At 71.2% G+C, this 21,937-nt stretch carries 11 protein-coding genes and 1 pseudogene; 2 read left to right on the top strand and 10 right to left on the bottom strand.

The features are described 5' to 3' along the window. Nucleotides 1-77: 77 nt before the first annotated feature. The 6 genes from FVS66_RS12780 to FVS66_RS12805 form a co-directional block, all read right to left on the bottom strand. A complete protein-coding gene (locus FVS66_RS12780; RefSeq protein WP_149181310.1) occupies nt 78-491 on the bottom strand; it encodes an NUDIX hydrolase in 414 nt (137 codons plus the stop codon). Next, nucleotides 488-1,441, bottom strand: coding sequence for a CHAD domain-containing protein (locus FVS66_RS12785; RefSeq protein ID WP_149181311.1), 954 nt, complete (start codon nt 1,439-1,441; stop codon nt 488-490). The genes FVS66_RS12780 and FVS66_RS12785 overlap by 4 nt, the downstream gene beginning before the upstream one ends. Next, complete coding sequence (locus FVS66_RS12790) at nt 1,428-3,674, bottom strand: RNA degradosome polyphosphate kinase (RefSeq protein WP_149181312.1); 2,247 nt, start codon at nt 3,672-3,674, stop codon at nt 1,428-1,430. The genes FVS66_RS12785 and FVS66_RS12790 overlap by 14 nt, the downstream gene beginning before the upstream one ends. Nucleotides 3,675-3,940: 266 nt before the next feature. Next, nucleotides 3,941-4,339 carry a hypothetical protein gene (locus FVS66_RS12795; RefSeq protein ID WP_149181313.1) on the bottom strand — a complete coding sequence of 133 codons (399 nt, stop codon included), beginning with the start codon at nt 4,337-4,339 and terminating at the stop codon, nt 3,941-3,943. Between the two features lie 121 nt (nt 4,340-4,460). Next, the gene (locus FVS66_RS12800) at nt 4,461-10,916 is read right to left on the bottom strand and encodes an RHS repeat-associated core domain-containing protein (RefSeq protein ID WP_262386963.1); all 6,456 of its coding nucleotides are present in this window, start codon (nt 10,914-10,916) and stop codon (nt 4,461-4,463) included. 226 nt (nt 10,917-11,142) lie between these two features. Beyond that, the gene (locus FVS66_RS12805; protein WP_149181314.1) at nt 11,143-14,889 is read right to left on the bottom strand and encodes a LamG-like jellyroll fold domain-containing protein; all 3,747 of its coding nucleotides are present in this window, start codon (nt 14,887-14,889) and stop codon (nt 11,143-11,145) included. Nucleotides 14,890-15,303: 414 nt separating this feature from the next. On the opposite strand from FVS66_RS12805, the pseudogene FVS66_RS35885 reads away from it, so the two are divergent. Next, nucleotides 15,304-15,519 (top strand): annotated as a pseudogene (locus tag FVS66_RS35885) (GNAT family N-acetyltransferase); the annotation flags it as partial. A 38-nt stretch (nt 15,520-15,557) separates the two neighbouring features. On the opposite strand, the gene mshD reads toward FVS66_RS35885, so the two are convergent. Beyond that, the gene (mshD, locus tag FVS66_RS12815) at nt 15,558-16,493 is read right to left on the bottom strand and encodes a mycothiol synthase (RefSeq protein ID WP_149181315.1); all 936 of its coding nucleotides are present in this window, start codon (nt 16,491-16,493) and stop codon (nt 15,558-15,560) included. 184 nt (nt 16,494-16,677) lie between these two features. Here mshD and FVS66_RS12820 point away from each other — a divergent pair, with 184 nt between their 5' ends. Beyond that, nucleotides 16,678-18,510, top strand: coding sequence for a bifunctional metallophosphatase/5'-nucleotidase (locus FVS66_RS12820; RefSeq protein ID WP_149181316.1), 1,833 nt, complete (start codon nt 16,678-16,680; stop codon nt 18,508-18,510). A 152-nt stretch (nt 18,511-18,662) separates the two neighbouring features. Here FVS66_RS12820 and FVS66_RS12825 read toward each other — a convergent pair whose 3' ends face one another. From FVS66_RS12825 to FVS66_RS12835, 3 genes are read right to left on the bottom strand one after another with little or no spacing between them, the layout of a single operon-like run. Continuing rightward, complete coding sequence (locus tag FVS66_RS12825; protein ID WP_262386964.1) at nt 18,663-20,126, bottom strand: HAMP domain-containing sensor histidine kinase; 1,464 nt, start codon at nt 20,124-20,126, stop codon at nt 18,663-18,665. Further along, a complete protein-coding gene (locus FVS66_RS12830; RefSeq protein WP_149181317.1) occupies nt 20,123-20,848 on the bottom strand; it encodes a response regulator transcription factor in 726 nt (241 codons plus the stop codon). The genes FVS66_RS12825 and FVS66_RS12830 overlap by 4 nt, the downstream gene beginning before the upstream one ends. A gap of 21 nt (nt 20,849-20,869) precedes the next feature. Continuing rightward, on the bottom strand, nt 20,870-21,913 hold the full coding sequence (locus tag FVS66_RS12835; protein ID WP_149181318.1) for a S1C family serine protease: 1,044 nt from the start codon (nt 21,911-21,913) through the stop codon (nt 20,870-20,872). Nucleotides 21,914-21,937: the final 24 nt, after the last annotated feature.

Below are 21,937 nucleotides of genomic sequence, written 5' to 3' on the forward strand. Positions count from 1 at the left end.
CGGCGCGGACCCGGGTAGACCCGGGCGGGGCGGACCCGGGCGGGGCGGACCCGGGCGGGGCGGTGCGCCGCTGGTGCTCAGTCGCCGGCGGCGCCGCCCGTGGCGAGGAAGGAGCGGATCAACGGCTTGTCCAGGGGGTGGGTCAGCCAGGACTCCGCCTCCGCCGGGGACAGCCAGGTCAGGCGGTCCACCTCCTTGTTGGGGGTGAACGTGCCGCCCGTCGACCGCGCCGACCAGTACGTGACCTCCTTGGGGCGGCCCTTCGCGATGTAGAGCACCGTGGCGAGGCGGGGGCCCGGGGTGCAGGTGTGGCCGGTTTCCTCGTGGACCTCGCGGAGAGCGGCGGTCAGGGGGTCCTCGCCCTGCTTGAGCTTGCCCTTGGGGAAGGACCAGTCGTCGTATTTCGGACGGTGGATCAGGCAGATCTCCGGGGTGCCGTCCCGGAGACCGCGCCACAGGACGCAGCCCGCCGCCCTCACCAGGTCGTTCACCGGGCCGCCACGGCCGTGCGGCGCCACGCGAGGTGGAAGGCGTGGCGGGCGGAGCCGACCTCGTGGCGCTGGTCGGCGTGGAGGACGCCCAGGGTGTAGGCCGTGGCCGGGGCGATGCGGGGGGTCCGGGCGGCCGTCGCCGCTGCCGCCGCGGCCTCGGCGGCGTCGCGGTGGCGGTCCAGGGCGGTGGCCGCCTCGTACAGCTCGGGCGCCGGGGCCGACCGTACCTCCAGGGCGTACCGGTGGAGGCGGAGGAGGAGCCGGACCTGGTGCCAGGGGGCGTCCTGGTGCTCGCCGCCCACCGCCGGTGCCATGGGGAGCGCGGCCACCGCGTCCAGGAGGCGGCGTTCCAGCGTGTCCGTGGACGCGGGGAGGATCTCTTCCGCCGGGGACGTCGCCGCCGGGCCCAGCGGGACCTCCGACGCCAGGAGCGCCACCGCGTCGGCCACCGCGTGGAAGCGGGACGAGCCCAGCGCCTCCAGGGCCGCCGAATGCGCCTTCGCCCGGGACAGGGTCAGCCGGCGTTCCAGGAGGGCGCCCGCCCTGGCCGCGCCCATCCGCATGGCCTCGTCGCCGGCGGAGGGTGCCCCGGACGAGCCCCTCGGGGCCGGTACCCCCGCACCGCCCGTCAGACGGGACAGCGCGTCCACCAGGCGGACCAGGCGCGATGTGCACGCGTGCTCCTGGGCCAGCGTGCTCGACAGCCAGGCCAGCTCCGTGCGCAGGCCGTCCGCCCAGGGGCCGTCCACGAGGGGCCGGAAGGTGTGCAGCGTGCCGCTGATGCGGCGGGCGGCGGCGCGGAGCGCGCGGGCGGCCTCCTCGGCGGCGGAGGTGTCGTTGCCGTTGCTCTCCGTGTGCAGGCGCAGCGCGCGCAGGAAGTCGTTCGCCCGGGCCCGGAGGTACGGCGCGAGGACCTCCCCGGCGGACGTCCGGTCGTCAGGGTTGTGCACGTCGGCGCCTCCGCGCGTCTATGAGCATCTCCTGGACATGGCGCAGCGGCCGGCCCTCGGCGTCGGTCGCGTGCCGGGTCCAGTTGCCGTCGGGGCCGAGGTGCCACGAGGACGTGGTGTCTGCCATGCCGGTCTCCAGCAGGCGGTTGAGGGCCGCGCGGTGGGCCGGGTCGGAGACCCGTACCAGTGCCTCTATGCGGCGGTCGAGGTTGCGGTGCATCATGTCGGCGCTGCCGAGCCACACCTCCGGCTCCCCGCCGTTCCCGAACGCGAATACGCGTGAGTGTTCCAGGAACCGGCCGAGGACCGAGCGGACCCGGATGTTCTCCGAGAGCCCCGTCACTCCCGGGCGCACGGCGCAGATGCCGCGGACCCAGATGTCGACGGGTACGCCCGCCTGCGAGGCGCGGTAGCAGGCGTCGATGACCGCCTCGTCGACCATCGAGTTGACCTTGATGCGGACGTACGCGGGCCGGCCCGCCCTGTGGTGGGCGACCTCCTTGTCGATCCGGGAGACCAGACCGTCGCGGAGCGACTTGGGGGCGACCAGGAGGCGGCGGTACGTCTCGCGGCGCGAGTAGCCCGACAGCCGGTTGAACAGGTCCGACAGGTCCGCGCCGACCTGCGGGTCCGCGGTGAGCAGCCCCAGGTCCTCGTAGAGGCGGGCGGTCTTCGGGTGGTAGTTGCCGGTGCCGACGTGCGAGTAGCGGCGCAGCAGCTCGCCCTCCTGGCGGACGACCAGGGACAGCTTGCAGTGGGTCTTCAGGCCCACCAGGCCGTACACGACATGGCAGCCGGCCTCCTCCAGCTTCCGCGCCCACTTGATGTTGGCCTGCTCGTCGAAGCGGGCCTTGATCTCGACGAGGACGAGGACCTGCTTGCCGGCCTCGGCCGCGTCTATCAGCGCGTCGACGATCGGCGACTTGCCGGAGGTGCGGTACAGCGTCTGCTTGATCGCCAGGACGTCCGGGTCGCTCGCCGCCTGCTCCAGGAACGCCTGGACCGACGTGGAGAAGCTGTCGTACGGGTGGTGGAGCAGGACGTCCCGCTCCCGGAGGGCCGCGAAGATGTCCGGCGCGGACGCCGACTCGACCTCCGCCAGGTCCCGATGGGTGCCCGCCACGAACTTCGGGTACTTCAGCTCCGGCCGGTCCTGGCCCGCGATGCCGAACAGCCCGGTCAGGTCCAGCGGTCCGGGCAGCGGGTACACCTCGGCGTCGGAGACCTTCAGCTCCCTTACGAGGAGGTCGAGGACGTACGGGTCGATCGACTCCTCCACCTCCAGCCGCACCGGGGGGCCGAAGCGGCGGCGCAGCAGCTCCTTCTCCAGGGCCTGGAGCAGGTTCTCGGTGTCGTCCTCCTCGACCTCCAGGTCCTCGTTCCGCGTCACCCGGAACATGTGGGTGGCCAGCACCTCCATGCCCGGGAACAGCTCCTCCAGGTGCGCGGCGATGACGTCCTCCAGCGGGACGTACCGCTGCGGGGACGCCTCCAGGAAGCGCGTCAGCAGGGGCGGGACCTTCACACGTGCGAAGTGGCGGTGGCCGCTGACCGGGTTGCGGACCACCACGGCCAGGTTCAGGGACAGCCCGGAGATGTACGGGAAGGGGTGCGCCGGGTCCACCGCCAGCGGTGTGAGCACCGGGAAGATCTGCTGCCGGAAGAGCGTGAACAGTCGGGCCTGCTCCTTCTCGGTCAGCTCCGGCCAGCGGATCAGGTGGATGCCCTCGTCCGCCAGGGCCGGGGCGACGTCCTGCTGGAAGCAGGCCGCGTGCCGCGCCATGAGCTCACGGGAGCGGGTCCAGATCAGGTCGAGGACCTCGCGGGGCTGGAGCCCGGACGCGGAGCGGGTGGCGACACCGGTCGCTATCCGGCGCTTGAGGCCGGCGACCCGGACCATGAAGAACTCGTCCAGGTTCGAGGCGAAGATCGCGAGGAAGTTCGCCCGTTCGAGGAGCGGGGTCGTCGGGTCCTCGGCGAGCTCCAGGACGCGTTCGTTGAACGCGAGCCAGCTGCGCTCCCGGTCCAGGAACCGGCCCTCGGGCAGCTCCGAGCGGGCGCCGTCCGCGTCGTACGTGTCGAGGTCGGCGTCGAGGTCGGGCGCGAGCCCGGTGGGCTGCGGACCGGTGACCGTGTGGGGCCGGTGCGCGGCTATGGACCCCACGGACGGCTGGGCGTGCGGGGTGGACGACGGGGTCTGCTGGACCGGGACCTCGGCGGGCTGCTGGTTCATGACACCATTCTTCCGCGCCAGGGGCTGGTCAGGCGCGTCGGAGCGGGCCGTGAACGCGGACACGGCGGGCTTCATCGGCTGAGCGTCGCAAGCGCGTCTGAATGATCGGTTACGGGGACGTGACGTGCAGGGTGCGGGCGGGGGTGCTGTCGGGGGTGCTGTCGGGGTGCTCTCGGGGTGCCGCCGGGCTTCTGACGGGCTTGCGGCGGGGTGCGCCACGGGCCCCCGAGGCGCACCAGAAGCCGTTCGTTCACCCGTACGGGCGACTATGCCTTGCGGCGGGCCCTGCGGGCGGCGATGACGCCGAGGTCGTCGCGCATATGGGGCGGGACGACCGCCTTCGGGGCGTTGAACAGCACGACCGCCGCCTCGGCCAGCAGGCAGAGCAGCACCGTGAGCAGCGCGACGACGAAGACAGCCAGCCAGGCGCCGGTCGCCTCCGCCTCCACGCTGCCCAGCCCGATCAGGGCGGTGATCGCCCAGAGCGAGACGGCCGTGAGGCCGGCCGACCGCACCTCCCCGCGCTTGACGTCCGGGCCGAACGGCAGGAACGCGAAGGTCTGCGTGAACTCCTCCACGAGCTCCGGGTTCCGCCACAGCCGGGACGCCTTCCAGGTCATGAAGGCGGAGCCGAGGGCGAAGAAGGCGATCAAGAAGTAGGTCATGGGGGTGATTCCTCCGGGAGGGGGGCCACACGGTCCGTCCCTGGTGGGACGGACGCCGCCCGGGCGGGCTCCGAGGGTACGTCACCGTCCCCCCGGAGCCCGCCCGGCGCTGATCGGTCGATCAGCCGAAGAGCTTTTTCCATCCCTTCGATATGGCGTTGTTGACCGGCCCGGTCGCCAGGATGCCGCCGACAGCTCCGGCCGCTCCGCCGATGGCCGCGCCGACGATGGTGCCGACACCGGGGGCGATGGCGGTACCGATGGTGGCGCCCAGCGTGGCACCGAGCTTGGTCGCACCCATCACCACCGCGGTGTCCACCGCTGTCTCCGTGGCCGCCAGAGCGACGTTGCCGTCGGAGTTCTCCAGGTTCGACCAGTAGGTGAACGCGACGCCGGTCACCAGGTTGGCCTTGCCCAGCTTCTGCACCATCGGGTTGCGGCCGATATCCACCAGCCGCTTCATGCCCTGGTGAGTCTGGAGCGTGCGCAAGGTCTTGGCCGAGTTGCTCCGTACCTTGGCGCTCTCGTGGCTCCGCATGTTCCGTGCGGATTTCGACGTGATCTCGTTCGCCTGGTTGAAACCCTCGTGGAGATACGACCCCGAGGTGACGAGTCCGTTGCCCGCGTTGCACATGTAGTTGCGGATGTCCATGATTCCGCAGTCGGCGGAGAACGAGAAGATCGTCGCCGGGTCCGGGCCCTTGAGCAGCGGCTGCGTCGCCGGCCCGATCACGGGTGGGCAGGCCAACAGGGGGGGTGTGCCGCAGCTGGGGACCGGGGGCCCGTACACGGGACCGACCGGCGCGGTGCCACCGGTGCTGCCGGTGCTGCCGGTGCCGCCGGTGTTGCCGCCGCCTCCGCCGCCGTTGCCCTTTCCGCTGCCGCCCTTGTCGTCGCCGCCGCTGGTGACGGGAATACCGCCCCGGCATGTGATGCCGTACTTCTGCGGGTTGTCGCACTCGGGGACCTTTTCGCCGGTCGGGTCGGCGAACGTGGTCGGGTTGTTGTTGGCGTACGCGTAGCCGTTCAGGGACTGCGCCTGGCCGGTGCTGAGGCTGGGGTCCGCGCTGATGAACTGGCCGATCACCGGGTCGTACTCACGCGCGTCGACGTGGGTCAGGCCTGTGTCCTTGTCGGCCGTCTTGCCCAGGAATCCTCTGTCGTCGGGCCAGGTGCCGCCGGTGGCCGTGCCCCGTTCCGCGCCGAACGGCGTCGTGCGCCGCTTGGTGAACGTCTGCGAGGCGTCCGCGGCCACCGCCAGGCTCTGGGTGCCCTGGTGGTCACCGGCGAGGTACGAGAGCTTGTTGCTTCCCGACTCGTTGCTGCGGACCGCGATCTGGAGGCTTCCGGACGAGTAGAACCGCTGCCCCCAGGTGGTGCCGTCGGCACGCAGGTGCAGTTCGGTATTGCCGGTGTAGAGGACGCGCTCGCCGTTCTCGGCGGACCGGATCAGCAGCGCGCCATCGGCGTCGTACAGGTAGTCGGTGCTGTCTCCGTTCTCCGTGACCCGCGCGAGCTTGCCCTCCGCGGACCAGTCCAGGCTCTGGGCTGCGGACGGCCCGGGGCGCGCGGTCGTGTTGCCGGAGGCGTCGTAGCCGTAGGACGTGTCCGGCGCGGTGCAGTCGGCGGTCTTGCTGGTGCCCGACATCAGGTGCGGGCGGCCCTCCTTGTAGCAGTAGGTGGTCGTGGTGTCGCCGGTCGCCTTGTGCTGGGTCTCGGCGGTGCGCTGACCGGCCGCGTTGTAGGCGTAGTCCGTCCAGTACGGCGCGGGGCCGGACAGGGCGGACGCGTCACGCGGGTCGGCGCAGTTCTGCGACGACGGCGTCCAGGCGTCGGCCAGACGGCGGCTGCCGTCGTAACGGAAGCACTGGGTCTCGGCCGCGCCCGCCCCGCCCAGGGTGGTCGGGTCGGAGATGGCCGTGACGTTCCCGGCGTCGTCGAAGGTGTAGTTGAGGTCCATCAGCATGTACGGGTGGGTCTGGTCCGTGACGTGGCTGCGGAGCAGGCGTCCGGTGCCCTCCTCGTACTTGTTGCTGACGTACACCTTCTTCGCCGTCTCGGTGTTGGCCGTGCCCAGCGTGTACTGCTGCACGCGGCCCGTGGACGAGTAGTCGGCGTCCAGCAGGTAGCCGGTGGCGCCGGTGATCGACTTCACCTGCCCGAGCGGGGTGTAGCCGTAGCTGATCACCTCGGAGGGCAGGCCGCCCAGCGCGGGCTCCGCGTTGTTCCCCAGCGTGCCGTCGAGACGGTAGGAGCTGGTGAACTCGATCGTGGCCGGAGCTCCCGCGGCGACCAGCGGATCGCCGGCCGGCAGCGTGAGCGTGGTGGCCGCGGGCCGCGCGAGGCTGTCGTACGCGGTCACCGCCTTGGTGTACGCCTTGCCCGCCTTGCCGCCCACGTACCGGGTGTTCGCGCCGGGCAGGCCCTTCAGGACCGTGTCGTATGTGCGTTCCGTCAGCAGGTGGGCATCGTCCTGGACACCGTCCCATGTCGCGGTGACCCGGCCCAGCTCGTCGTACGCCCTCAGCACGGTGCGGCCGCGCGAGTCGGTGGTCTTGACTGCCTGGTCGAGCGCGTCGTACCCGGTCGTCGACGTTCCCTTGTCCGGATCGGAGATGCTGCTCTCCCGCCCGAACAGGTCGTAGCCGTAAGTCCAGACCGCCCCGTCCGGGCCGGTGACGGTGCGCTGCTTGCCGTCCAGCGTGTACTGGAACTTCACAGTGCTGTACGAAGTGCCCAGACCGCCGCCGAACGCGGTGTCCGCGGGGTTCTCGCCGGCGTACTCGCGCCGCTCGACCTCCTGGCCGCGGGCGTCCTTGATGTTCCGGACGGCGTTGCCGCCCTGCTGCGCGGTGGTCGCCGTGGAGTCACCGGTGTAGGTGGTCGAGGTCGCCCACTTCTGGACGCCGTACACCAGCAGCTTGTCGGTGACGGCCCGTTCGGCGCCGTCGAAGACGGTCTCCGTCTGCTTCGGTGCCTCGCCGTACTCGGCCCGGACGTACGTGGACGTCGGTGCAGACGTGGTGTCGAAGATCTCCTCGTGCTTCTCGTAGGCGAGGCTGCGGGAGTCATACCGGGTGTCGGTGAGCACGCGACCGCCCTCGGGGCTGGGCGCCTGGACCTGCAGGGGGCGCAGCAGCGCGTCATGGAGCGTGTACGTGGTGTTGTACGTGGTGCCGTCGGCCTTGAGCGTGGAGGACGACACCCACGACGGCTGACTGGCACTCAGTCCGTAGCCGAACTTCTGGTTCGGGCCGTAGCCGGCCGCTCGGTTGCGGTTGGGTTCCCAGACGTCGGTGATCCGTCCCAGTGCGTCGTACGCGAGTTCCGTCTTCTTCAGGTTCGGGTCGTAGATCCGCAGATCGAGGCCGCGCCGCGGGTCCAGGAACGTCGTGACTCGGTGTCCCTTGGGGTCGGTGACCATCCTCCTGGTGAGCGGGCCCGCCGCGGCGGGGGTGTATGCGGTCGTCGTGCTGTGGGACGCGGAGTCGGTGACGCTGGTGACGCGGCCGAACGTGTCGTACCCGGTGGTCTCGACCGTCTGCCAGCTGGGCGTGGTGCCGCTGTAGCTCTTGACCCGGCCGGTCCAGGTCTTCAGGCCCTTGGCCGGTGTCATGGACGTCGACCAAGTGGCGCCGTCGTATGCGACGGCGGTGTCCGACAGGACGTCGCCGCGCGTCGCCGAGGTCGTCGGCAGCGACAGGCTGGAGTCGGCGACCGAGCAGGTTCTGCCCACGACGCGCTTGCGTGAGACGAGGCTCGTCAGACCGGCGGTTGCGTTGCGGGCGTACCAGGTGCGGGTGCAGGTTTCGTCGCCGGTCTTGGCGTCGTCGCCCTTGTCGTCCTCCTGGTAGACCATGCCGTAGCTGTCGAAGTCGCGCTCGGTGGTGCGGGAGCGCCAGGTCTTCGGCACGGTCAGGTAGGTGTGGTCGGTCTCCTTCGTCGTCCGGACGAAGCGGGCGACCTGGTCCCCGGCGTCCGGCACGCTCTGCCGGGCGGTCTCCGACGACCACGGCTCGCTGGACTCGGCGGAGATCGCCGTTGTGCCGTTGTAGACGACCTTCTGGCGCAGGTGGCCCGCGTACTGGTCGCTGTCCGTGAGGGTGGCGAGGCCGAGCGCGGGGCTCGCCAGGGGGGCGACGCTCACCGACTTGGTGGTGCCGTCCTTCTTCTTGTCGCCGTGCATGCCCTGCATGTACAGGGACACCGTCTTGGAGCGGGTGGTGTTCAGGGCGCCCTTGTACTCGGTGACCTGACGGTAGCCGCGCCAGTCGGACCAGGTCCGCTCGGCCTTCGGGACGAACGGGTCGTCGGTGTGGTGCCAGGCGGCGCCGCTGTAGCTGTACGCGTGCTCGACGGCGTCGTTCTGACCGGTGGGCTCGGACTCGGTGACGGCGAGGACCCGGTACTTGTGGAACCAGTCGAGGGACGCGTTCGCAGCGCCGTTGATGTTCCAGTACAGCGGGTAGCAGGAGCGGGTGTTGGTGTCCTCGGCGGCTCCTGTCACCTCACTGCGTAGGCACTCCTGCCCGGACAGTGTCACCGTGGTGATGCCGCCGGTCTCCGAGGTGATGGTGGAGATACGCGGGCGGGTCAGCGGCAGGATGTCGTCCGTGCCGTCCACGCGGTTGGGCCGCATGTGGTACGTGAACGAGATCGGGTTCATCGTGATGGCCGTGCCGGCCTTTGCGATGCGCTTGACCGACATCAGGGCGAGTGTCTGGTCGGACGAGTCGCCGATGTCGCCGCCGTCCAGGTACTTCTGGGTCAGCGTCCAGGAGTCCACCGGCTTGTAGGCGGCCGATGCCGCGTCCCACGAGACCGTGTCGACGGTGGTGAGCCGCTTGCGGGAGAAGAACGACGGGCCGATGGCCAGGCAGTCGGTCTCGCTCTCGCCGCTGGAGCAGATCGCGTCGAAGGGCACGTCCGGCCAGTTGTGCGCGGTCGACTCGGTCAGCGAGGAGCAGTCCGCGGCGGTGCAGCGCTCGGCGTAACCGAAGGTGACCTTCGCGTCGGCGTCGTCGGTGAACAGCGCGCCCTTGCGGAGACCGTACTTGATCTCCTTGAGGTAACCGCCACGGATGTAGGACGCGTTCGCGGTGGACGCCTTGTTCTTGCGGTAGTGGTTGGTCTCCTTGGCGTACCAGTACGTGGCGGCGTTGCCGTGCACGTCCTCGACGTAGTCGAGGTTCCAGCGCCATGCCTGCGTCAGCCAGCGGCTTCCGAAGGTGGTGCCGTTGGCGTAGCCGGGCTCGCCGGAGTCGTCACCGAAGACGGGAGCTGTCCATGTGGAGTGGGTGCGCTGGGTCGTGGCACCGTCCAGCTTCTCCAGGCCGAAGACATACGTGGTGCCCTCACCGGTGACGACCGTCCAGTACTCGCCGTTGTCGTCGCCGTTGTCCGCCCCGGTCGAGCGGGTCACCTTGGAGGCGTCGTCGTCGGCGAGCCGCCACTGACCGGAGGTGTTGTCCTTGACCAGCAGCGACGCCTTGCCGTTGAGGACCAGCTTGGCGTTGTCGTACTTCCAGCACTTGTCGTGGATGCCGTCGTGGCCGTCCTTGTCGCAGCTGCCGTAGGTGCGCTCGATGTAGGACTCGGTGATGGTGAAGCCCTCACCGGCCGACGTGCCCTGGTTGTTCGTCGTGGCGCTGCGTCCGTCGATGCTGCCCGAGTCGTATGCCAGGGAGAGCGTCGGTACCGGCCCCGCGGCCGAGGGCGGCATCGTGAAGTCGTGGGTCCAGGTGAACGAGCCGGAGTTGCCGCCCGCCTCCCAGGACGCCGACGGGGAGAGCGGGGTCGCGGAGTAGTCGCCGCTTCCGTTGGGCGACTCGCCCTCGCCGGTGCCGGACGCGGTCATGGCGAAGACGCCCGCCCCCGACGTGGTCGCCGTGGCGGCGGTGGCGAGCTGCGGGGCCAGGCCGCCGCCTTCGGGGAGGGCGAGGGGCGCCGTGACGGTCTGCGTGGCCGTGTCGTTGGCCGACGGCAGCGGGGTCTGCTTGCGGCACTCGGGCTTCTCGGGCGTGGTCAGCGCGCAGGCGGGCAGCTGGACCAGACGCAGCCGGGACGCCCAGCCGCCGCCCGTCGCACCGGCCAGATCCTTGTAGCCGACGCTGACTTGGGCGCGGCCCGCGCTGTCGGCTGTGCCGGTGAACAGGACGCCGTTGATACCGGCGGCCTCGGCCGCGTCGGGGCCGAGCACGGTGAAGTGGGTGCCGGTGCCGTCGGGGAGCCCGCCCTTGCCGGCGGCGGGCCGGACGGTGAGGGGCAGCCCGCCGGGCCTGCCCGTGGCCGCGGCCTTGCCGCCGCCGGTCAGCCGGACCGTGGCGGAGCCCCGCTTCGGCCAGGCGGCGCGGCGCTGCTCGCGCTGGGCACGGGCGGCCTGCGCGGCGTTGGCCTTCTTGTCGCGGGCGACCTGGTCGCGGGCCTTCTTCGCGCCGAGACCCTTGACTTCCTTCACCTCGCTGACCCGGCTGTCGGGCACCTTCGGGCGCCCGAGACCGCCGTTCTCGGCGGCCTGCGCGACCGGGATGAACAGGACGGTCGGGACGGTCAGGGCCAGCGCTAGCACGGTGGCCACGGAGCGACGCCTGCTGTGCCGCCGACCTCCGCGGAGCGTGGCTCTCGCCAGGAGTTGCGATCTGGCTTTGATCTTGTCCAAGGACATGGAAGCCCTTCTCACCTGGGTGGTTGAAAGGACCGGCCCCCGGGCGGGGGCCGGCCGTCTGTGTGTGGGGGGTGAGGGAGGGGAGGCGGAGGTGACGCGGGCCGCGGTCGGTGTCGACCGCGGCCCGCGACCGCCCGGCTCAGTCCCCGATGTGGGTGCTGATCTGCTCCGAGCCGGCGACCGCGCCCGAGAACAGGCGCACCTCACCGATCCGGGCGGGCAGGTAGTCGTTCCAGTACCAGTCCTGCCAGGCACGGCCGACTGAGACCTCGTACGACCCGAGCAGGGCCGTGAAGGCAAGGTCGGCGCCGTTCTGGTTGTGACCGAGGTAGAGGCTGATGGTTCCGGTCACCGGGTCGTGGACGCCGGTCAGCCGGACCACGCTGTCGAGCGCGGCGACCTCGTCGGAGACCACGGAGGTGAAGGTGCCGTCCTCGTGCCGGGTGCCGAAGTGCCACTTTCCGACCGGGACTGTGCGCTCTTCGAAGGTCTCCTCGTCGAACACGGTGTCCTTGCCGGTCAGCTCGTACCAGAAGCCGTACGAGCCGGCGCCGTTGGTCCGCTGGGAGAGCACCGCCCCGGAGTAGCCGATGGCCTGCGTGGCCAGCTTCGCCCCGTCCAGCGACACGGTGGTGGTCACGGTGAACGCACCGGTGCCGTCGACCACCGCGGTGTTCATCGGCGAGACCGCGTGGTCGTCGATGCCGTCCAGTACGAGTTCACCGCCGGCCAGGGAGGCTCCGCTGTTCAGCGTGAGGGTCCTGCCGTAGCCGGAGGCGTCCGGGACCGTGGTGCCGCTGCCGTCGGCGGCCTGCCAGTCGGCGACCAGCTCCAGGCCCGCGTAGCCTTCGGACGTCAGCAGCTTCGCCTCGTCGCCGATCTCCTTGGGGGTGAGCGACCGCTGCCAGACGGTTACCTCGTCGATGGAGCCGTGGAACTGGTCCACGTAGTTGTCGGCGTAGATGGTCCGGCCGATCTCCATGTTGCCGTCGGCCGACCACGGCGTGCCGGCGTCCACGGATGCCTGCAGCTTGCCGTTCACATACAGGTGGACCTTCTTGGCGGCCGCGTCGTGCACACCCGCGACATGCGTCCACACGCCCTTGGGGTAGGACGTCGGCGTCATGGCCTCCCGGGACCACGTGCCCTCCGTGGAGAACACGCGCAGGCTCCACTTGCCGCCGTAGGAGATGATGAACGGGCTGTACTTCTGGGTGTACGGGCTCGTCGTGTCCGGGGTCTGGCTCAGCACCGTCACCGTCTTCGTCGACGCCGGGTCGACCCGCACCCACGCCGACACCGTGTACGACGACCGGGTCTCCAGGACCTGGCCGGACGTGGACGCCCAGCCGGTGGAGCCGTTCATCGCCAGGCCCTTGTCGGTGACCGGTGTGGCCAGCGGCTGGCCGGTGGCGTCATGGGTGATCAGGCCGCGGCGGCCGCGGTCGTCACGTACGGCACCGCTCGCCAGGGTCGCCGGGTGGCGGGTCGGACCGGTCGTCGCGGTGTCGACCGCCGCGCCGCTGTCCTCGTCGAAGTGGTACGTGGCGATCGGCCCCGCACCGGCGGCGACGAGGAAGTCGACCGCGTTCCAGGCTCCGTACCGGCCGACGTTGTCCTTGGCCCGTGCCCACAGCGTGTAGGTGCCGGAGCGCTCGGGCGTGATCGAGACGGTCGGGCTGGACCCCGTCACGGTCGGCCACGTCGTCATCCCGGACAGCGTGTACTGGTAGGAGACATTGGTGGTGTCCCCACTGGCGGGCTTGAACGTCCATGTCCCCTTGACGCCGGGGCCGCCGTTGGACGCGCACGCGTTGGGTGTGCACTCGGTGTACGGGGTGCCGAACGTGATGGTCGGCGCCTCGGGCGCGGTCGGGTCGACCTTGAAGTAGCACCAGCCGGTCGTCGAGGCGTTGGACGGCCCGGCCAGGTAGCTGCCGCCGCTGTTGTAGTACGAGCGCACCCAGGCGCGGTAGCGGTACAGCTTGCCCTCGGTCAGTGTGGACCAGGACAACGTCAGCTTGGTGTTGTCGCCGACATAGCCGGTGGAGGGCCGTATGTCGCCGTTGCCGGGAGCGGTGTCGGACCAGGTGCCGTCGGTGTTCTTGTGGTCGATGTCGAAGGCGACGCGCAGTTGGGCGCCGCTCTCACCGCCCGACTTGGTCTGCGCGGTCGCGGTCAGCGGCGGCGTCGGGTCGGACATGATCGTCGGGTTGGACTCCGTCGTGGAGCAGGTGGTGCCGGAGCCGGTCACCAGACCGATGGAGGACGGCTTCTCGGGCAGACCGACGAAGTCGACGGCGAGCACGGCGTCGTTCTTGAAGCGCTTCCACGCGGAGGTGTCGGACTCGTCGTGCGCCCGGATCTCCAGGGTGAGCCGGGAGAACTTGCCCGCCGCGAAGTCCCGCACGGTCGGCGTGAGGTTCTCGTTGGTCTCCTCGGGGTTGTCGTTGAACTCGATCGGTGCGTCCGGCGAGTCCGGGTCGCACAGGGAGCCGCGCCCGGCGGAGACGTAGCGGTCACCCATCCAGTCCAGCTCCTTGGGGCGCGAGGACCAGGTGGTGGAGGAGGAGATGTTGTTCGTACGGACCAGGTCGACCCAGCGTGGGTCGCACTGGAACGCCCACGGTTCGGTCACGCGGAAGGTCGCGTCGAGGACCTTCTTGCCCTTCAGGCTCGCGGGCGAGAACTCGAAGTACAGACGCTGGACGTAGCCGGGGCCGCAGTAGTAACCGTTCCAGGTACCGCACTTGCCGGCGCCCTTGCCCATGTCGTCGGAGCCGTTGCTCCAGCCGTAGGACTCATAGCCGTCGGAGCGCAGCAGGGTGCGCTCGGACTCGCCCCAGGTCACCGTCGGGTCGATGTAGACGGGGAACGCGGAGGCGGGCGTGCTCTTCAGCAGCGCGGCGTCCGGGACGACCGACAGGGTGTCCTTGGACACCTTCACGGCCATGCGGGTGACCTCGTCGCCCTGGCCCGGCTCCAGTCCGGTGGCGGAGCCGGGCGCCTCGGCGCCCTTCACCGGGGCGGAGGACTGTGCGGAGGCGGGGGCCTGCGGGACGGCCGGTCCGGCGGCCTTCGGCCGGTCCTGGGGGATGTCGGCCTCGTTCACCGCGGCCGGGGCCGTGACCCGCTTCGGGGCCGGCGGGGTGACGCCGGACTTCACGCGCTTGTCCTGGGCGGCCTTGCCCGCCGAGTTCCACATCTGTGCGGTCGGCGCCCGGAAGACGGCCTGCCCGGTCGCGTCGACCGCGGCCAGCGCGCCGCGCTCGTTCTTGCGCACGGTCAGCCCGGCGCTCGTACGGAGCCCGAAGGTGAGCTCCTTCAGCTTGGCGTCGGCGGCGGCCTTCGGGGTCTTGACGACCAGCACATGCTGGAAGCCTTCGACGGTCGCGGTCACCTTCAGGTCGACGTCCGGCAGCACGTTCCGGTACAGGGCGCTCGCCCCGTCCAGCTCCGGCTTCGGCAGCTTGCCCGGCCAGTCCAGCGCCAGCTCGCGGCCCTTGTCCGCGATCGACACCAGCGGCGCCTTGTCACCGCCGCCGGAGAACACCATCTCCGCCGCGGCCGCCTTCGGCCCGACCGTGCCGTCCGCACGCCGCTGGAGCGTGGCGTCAGGCGACTGCCAGCCGCCGTCCTGCTTCGCGACCCGTACCGGGACGGAGGACTGCTCCAGTGTGAAGGTGTGGCCGTCCGGGTTCGCGAAGACCGTCGTCCGCTCGGACCGCTCCCCGAGCACCTCCACCCGCTCGCCGGACTCCTTGGCAGCGGCGAGAGCCCGCGCCCCTTCGGAGAGGCGCGGGCTCTGTTCGGCCGCGGTCGCGGAGGATACGGCGCCCAGCGTGGGCAGCGTGGCCAGGAGTACGGTCGCCGTCGCGGCCGCCATGAGGCGGTGTGTCGGTCGGCGTCTGGCGTGATCGACGGGTTGTGTCCGTCTCATTCCCACCCCATGGATCGATTTCGGTCACTTGGCAGCAGCGTTTCTGCGTCGGGCGGGGTGGCGGAACACATGAGGCGACACGGTGACCAAAGCGTGATCACGAAATGGTAACCAAGCGGGGCAAGAAGGGATTTGACGATCCGTCAGGTCATGTGTGCCGCGCTCTGAGCAGCAGAAATGCCGCGTAGACGGCAAGTGCGGACAGTGCGAGCGTGATGGTTCCCGCTGTGTCAGCCGATCCGGTAGGCGAGTACGCGACTTCCCCCCTTTCATGAATTAAGCAGTGAAAGGGGATCAAAGAGAGGGAGCTGTCAACAGGCGCCGCGGCCCGAGGAGTTCGTACCCGACTCGGCCGGAGATGTGGCATGCCTCTTTGATGAAGAGAGGGTCGCCGATCGCTCTTTCCGCGACATCGGCATGCCGGAGATCGCCGGCCGTGTCGACGGCAACCTCCACGTCGAACAGGTCTCGGTGCACCCGGACAGCGCGCGCCGTGGTATCCGCCGGTCGCTGCTGGATCACCTGGCGGATCAGGCCACAAGGGAGGGGGCGCCCGCCCTGACCCTCACCACGTTCATGCGTGCGGGGCGCCCGGTCGGCGGTGCGGTCCGGCCTCACGTCTCCGTGCGGTACATCAGGTCGACCTCGTGGGTCGTGAAGCCCATCCCCTCGTACACCCGCAGCGCCGCCGGGTTGTCCGCGTCCACGTAGAGCATCGCCGTCGGCATGCCCTGGCCGGCCAGGTGGCGCAGGCCGATGGCGGTCAGGGCCTTGCCGAGGCCCAGGCCCTGGGCCTCCGGCGCGATGCCCAGGACGTACACCTCGCCGAGCTGCTCCTCGGCGTGGACCTTCGTCCAGTGGAAGCCGACGAGGGCGCCGTCCGACTCGCGCTCGGCCAGGAAGAAGCCCTCCGGGTCGAACCACGGCTCGGCCTTGCGGTCGTCCAGGTCGCGCTGGGTCAGCGTGCCCTGCTCCGGGTGGTGGGCGAAGGCGGCGGCGTTGACGGCGAGCCAGGCCGCGTCGTCCTGTCCGGGGACGAACGTGCGGATGCGGATGCCGGGCGGGAGGGCCGGCTCCGGGATGTCCAGCGGGGCCAAGGGGCGGCGCAGCTGGCGGAGTTCGCGGAAGAGCGTGAGCCCCAGCACCTGGGCCAGGTGGCGGGCGGCCGACTTGCCGCCGTGCGCCCAGACCCGCAGCCGCTTGCCCGACTCGCCGAGCAGCGCCGAGCCGAGCGCCCGCCCGTGGCCGCGCCCGCGCTGCGAGGGGTCGACGACCAGCTCGGCGGCCGGGGCCTCGACCGGGTCGGTGTCCTCCAGCTGGGCGTAGGCGACGAGCCGGTCGGAGACGGTGAGCAGCAGATGGCGTACGCCCTCGCGGCGGCCGCCGCGCAGTTGGAGTCGGCCCTGTTCGGAGACCGCCTGCACGCCGTCGGTGCGTGCGGCGTCGGCGATGAGGTCGAGGACGTCCTGGGCCTGCTCCGGGGTGAGCTCGTCGAGGGTCTCGATCCGGCGGCCCGACTCGGGGGCTGATGCGCGAACGTCAGTCGTCATGCGTACGAGCCTACGGCGGCGCGCGGCCGCCTGTCGGGTGAAGGCAACCAGGTCGTAACCCGATCCCTCTGTTGCGCTACGCGCGTTGACCTTAGGCTGCGCTCGGCAGACCAGTGGCCATGGCCTCAGCCGTGCGTGACGGCCCATGAGGTCACGTGCCGTCACAAGGGGATAAAGGGGAAAGATGTCAGCGACACGGCATAAGAAGCGCACGGGGCGGCGGATTCTCGCCACTGCGGCCGGACTCGCCACCGCGGGCGCGCTCGTGGCGGCCCTGCCGGCCGGCGCGGCGGAGGAGGGCTCGGGTCCGGGCGGCTGGACGTACGGCAAGAAGGCGGCCTCCGGCCGGACCGTCGATGTGCAGCTGCTCTCCTTCAACGACCTGCACGGCAACCTCGAGCCGCCGGCCGGCTCGTCGGGCCGGGTCACCCACACCCACGAGGACGGCACGACCGAGCAGATCGACGCGGGCGGCGTCGAGTACCTGGCCACGCATCTGCGCGAGGCCCGCAAGGGCCAGCGGCTGTCGATCACGGCCGCCGCCGGTGACATGGTCGGCGCATCCCCGCTGATCTCCGGCCTGTTCCACGACGAGCCGACCATCGACGCGCTCAACAGGCTGAAGCTGGACGTCACCTCGGTCGGCAACCACGAGTTCGACGAGGGCGCGATCGAGCTCGCCCGTATGCAGAACGGCGGCTGCCACCCGACCGACGGCTGCCATGTCGACGGCAAGCCGTTCGGGGGTGCCGACTTCCCCTTCCTGGCCGCCAACGTCACACACGAGAAGACCGGCAAGCCGCTCCTCGACCCGTACTTCGTCTGGCAGAAGCAGGGCGTCAAGATCGGCTTCATCGGCGTGACCCTGGAGGGCACGGCGAACATCGTCTCCGCCGAGGGCATCAAGGGCCTGAAGTTCGGCGACGAGGTCGAGACGATCAACAGGTACGCCAAGGAGCTGGAGCGCAAGGGCGTCAAGTCGATCGTCGCCCTGATCCACGAGGGCGGCGCGCCCGCCTCCGGCTCGTACAACTACGACTGCGACAGCCCCGGCCCGGGCGACGGCATCTCCGGCCCGATCGTCGACATCGCCAAGAACATCGACCCGCAGGTCGACGCGCTGGTCACCGGCCACACCCACCAGGCGTACGCCTGCACCATCCCCGACCCGGCGGGCAAGCCGCGCACGGTCACCTCGGCGGCGTCCTTCGGCCGGCTCTACACCGACACGACGCTGACGTACGACCGGGCCACCAAGGACATCGTCCGTACGGCCGTCGCCTCCGCCAACCACGTCGTCACGCGTGACGTCCCCAAGGCCGCGGACATGACCCGGCTCATCGAGGACTGGAACGCCCTGGCCGCGCCGATCGCCAACCGCCCGGTCGGCCACATCTCGGCCGACATCGACGGCCGCGGCTCGTCGGCGTACGAGAAGCCGCTCGGCAACCTGATCGCCGACGCCCAGCTGGAGGGCCTCGCCCCGGCCGACAAGGGCGGCGCGCAGATCGCGTTCATGAATCCGGGCGGTATCCGTTCCGACCTGGTGTACGCGGGCTCCACGGCGGGCGAGGGCGACGGTGTCGTGACCTACGGCGAGGCGTACACCGTCCAGCCGTTCACCAACATGATGAACGTCATGGACCTCACCGGCGCCCAGGTCGTCACCGCGCTCCAGCAGCAGGTCAGCGGCCGCAACGAGGCGTCCCCGAAGATCCTCCAGGTGTCCGCGGGCCTCACCTACACGCTGGACCTCACCCAGTCGGGCGCCGCCCGCGTCGACGCCGCGTCGGTGAAGCTGAACGGCGAGCCGATAGACCCGGCCAAGACGTACCGCGTCGCGATGAACGAGTTCCTCGGCGGTGGCGGCGACGGCTTCCCGGTGTTCACCGAGGGCAAGAACAAGCTGGTCGGCGCGTCCGACCTGGAGATCTTCCTGGCGTACCTCGGGGCGCACTCGTCGGCCGACGCGCCGATCGCGCCGCCGGCGGTGGGCCGGATCACGGTCGTGGAGTAGGCGAAGGGTCTTCTCCGGTGGCGGGGCGGTGGGCCGGGACGGCTCGCCGCCCCGCTTCCGCAGGGCGGCGCCGCGTCCCTGGCGTTCCTTGACGTGCGCGCGCCGTACTCCCACTCATGGCTACGGACCGACGCGCCCGGCGAGCGGCCGAGTCACCACCGCGGCACAACCGACCCGGGGCTTCCGGGCGGTGGCGTCGGCGCGCCAGGAAGGCGGATCTCCGCGCGCGTGCCGCCGCCCTCCGCCGCCGCGATCGGCGTCAGCGCCACCTCGCCGCCCGCCTGCCGGACCGTGCGGGCCACGATCGACAGGCCGAGTCCGGAGCCGGGCAGCGACCGCGCGGACGGGGAGCGCCAGAACCGCTCGAAGACGTGCGGGAGCTCGTCCGCGGGGATGCCCGGCCCGTGGTCCCGTACGGTGAGCAGGCCGTCCACCAGGGCCACCTCGACCGTCCCGCCCGGCGGGGAGAACTTCACCGCGTTGTCCAGGACGTTGATCAGCGCACGCTCCAGCGCGGCCGGCTCCGCCCGTACGTACCAGGGGCGTACGTGCTCCGTGAACGTCAGCTCCCGGCCGCGCAGCCGCGCCCGCGCCAGGGCCGTGCCGAGTACGTCGTGCAGCCCGACCACGTCCAGGCGGCCCGGCGCGACCGCGTCGGGGCGGGCCAGCTCCTGAAGGTCGCCGATCAGCGCCGCCAACTCCGTCATCTGCGCCTTCACGGACGCCATCAGAGCCCGCCGGTCCTCCGCCGGGATCGCCCGTCCGGTCTCCTCGCTGCGCGCCAGCAGCTCGATGTTCGTACGCAGCGAGGTCAGCGGTGTCCGCAGCTCGTGGCCCGCGTCGGCGATCAGCTGCGCCTGCCGGTCGCGGGACGAGGCGAGCGCGGCCGTCATGGCGTTGAAGGAGCGGGACAGGCGGGCGATCTCGTCCTCGCCCTCCGCGGGGATCCGTACGGTCAGGTCCTCGGTCCTGGCGACGTGCTCGACGGCGTCCGTCAGCCGGTCGACCGGCTTGAGCCCCGCCCGGGCCACCCACAGTCCCGCCGCACCCGCGCCGACGACGCCGATGCCGGCGAGCGCGGTCAGCAGAAGCGCCAGGCGGTCGAGGGCCGCGTCGATCTCGGTGAGCGGACGGGCCACGGACACCGCGACCGTCACCGGCCCGACCGCGCCCGGCACCCTGAAGGTGTCCCGCACGGTACGGACGCGGACCGTCTCGCCGCTGTCGGTCCTGGACGTGTGCAGGGCATCCGTCCGGGCGCCGTTCGCCACGGCGATGTCCACGTCCCCCACCTGCACCGCGCGCGAGTACGGGACGACGCAGCGGCTGCCGTCCGCCCCCACCAGCTGGATGTACGCGAACCCGGGCCTTGCCGCGTCCTCGGAGGTGGTGGCCCCGGTCCGGCAGGCGACCAGCGCGTCCGCCAGCTGCTCCCTGGGAGCCCCCGTGTTCCGCAGCGACGTGTCAAGCTCGTCGAGGAGCTGCGCGCGGGTCAGCAGCCAGGCCGCCACCGACACCGCCGCGACCGCCACCGCGACCGCCGTCGCCGTCAGCAGCGCCAGCCGGGAGCGCAGCGGCAGCGCGCGGAACCGCCGCACGGGACCACCACCCGTCACTCGCCTCCTCCCTCGCGCAGGACATAGCCCACCCCGCGCACGGTGTGCACCAGCCGGGGCTCGCCGCCGGCCTCCGTCTTGCGCCGCAGGTACATCACGTACACGTCCAGGGAGTTGGAGGTCGGCTCGAAGTCGAAGCCCCAGACGGCCTTGAGGATCTGTTCGCGCGTCAGCACCTGCCGGGGGTGGGCGAGGAACATCTCGAGGAGGGTGAACTCGGTACGGGTCAGCTCGACGCGCCGGGACCCGCGGGTCACCTCGCGGGTCGCCAGGTCCATCCGGAGATCGCCGAAGGCCAGCACGTCGTGCTCGTCCTGGGCCGCGCCGCTGCCGGCCGTGTAGGAGCTGCGGCGCAGCAGGGCCCGGATCCGGGCGAAGAGCTCGTCCAGCTCGAACGGCTTCACCAGGTAGTCGTCCGCGCCCGCGTCGAGTCCGGTCACCCGGTCACCGACGGTGTCGCGGGCGGTGAGCATCAGGATCGGCACGGTCGAGCCGGACGCCCGGACGCGGCGGGCGGCGGTCAGCCCGTCCATACGGGGCATCTGGATGTCCAGGACGATCAGGTCGGGCGCGTACGCCGCGATCTTGTCGAGTGCGTCGGCGCCGTCGACGGCGACCTCCGTCCCGTACCCCTCGAAGGCGAGGCTGCGCCGGAGCGCTTCGCGGACGGCGGGCTCGTCGTCGACGACGAGGATGCGCTCGTGCTCACCTGTGGTGTTCATGTACGTCAGCGTCGCACGGCCTCAGTCGCCGCCACCGGAGCGGAGGGCGTCCAGGTCGGCCTTGACGGTGTTGACCGGGATGGCGAAGCCGAGGCCGACACTGCCGGCGGTGGAGCGGTTGGCGGAGCTGGGCGAGTACATGGCGGAGTTGATGCCGATGATCTCGCCGCTCATGTTGATCAGGGCGCCGCCGGAGTTGCCGGGGTTGAGGGAGGCGTCGGTCTGGATGGCCTTGTAGGTGGTCCTGGAGGAGCCGGTGTCGCCGTTGAACTGCCGCCCGTCGAACTCGAAGGGCCACCCCTGCCGCGGGTCGCGCTGCCGCGGGCTGTCCCGGTCCTCCTTGGCGACGGTGACGTCCCGGTCGAGAGCCGAGACGATGCCGCTGGTGACGGTCCCGGTGAGGCCCTCGGGGGAGCCGATCGCGACGACCTGCTCGCCGACCTGGACCTTGCCGGAGTCGCCGAGCGTGGCGGCCTTGAGGCCCTTGGCGTCCCGGAGCTTGATCAGGGCGAGGTCCTTGTCCGGGGCGGTGCCGAGGACGTCGGCGGTGTAGGTGGTGCCGTCGCTGAGCCGGACCTTGATCTCGGAGGCGCCGGAGATGACGTGGTTGTTGGTGACGATCTCGCCGTCGCCGGTGATGATCACCCCGGAGCCGGTGGACTGCCCGGAGGTGGAGGCGGCCTTGATCTCCACGATGCTGGGGGAGACGGCCTGGGCGACGCCGGCGACGGTGCCGGTGCTGGACCGCGAGACGGTGGTCCCCGCGACGGGTGACGCGCCGGTGGCGATGTCCCCGCCCGCCCACTGCTGGGCGAGCGCGCCCGCCCCGCCCCCGATGGCGGCGGCCGCGATCGCGACGGCGGCGATCAGCCCGACGGGCCGCTTCGCCCGGCGCCGGGTCGGAGGCGCGGGCTGGTACGCGTGCTGGCAGGTGGGCTGGTAGGTGGGCTGGTAGGCGGGCTGGTACGCGGGCGGCGGCTGGTGGACCGGGTCGTGGAACCCGGCGTACTGCTGCGGTTCGTTCTGGCCCTGGTCGCCGTCGCCGCGGCGGTGGTGGTCCGTCATGGGTACGACTGTGGCGCCCGTAGA

The sequence above is a fragment of the Streptomyces sp. TRM49041 genome, from assembly GCF_008271805.1.
Taxonomy (GTDB): Bacteria; Actinomycetota; Actinomycetes; order Streptomycetales; family Streptomycetaceae; genus Streptomyces.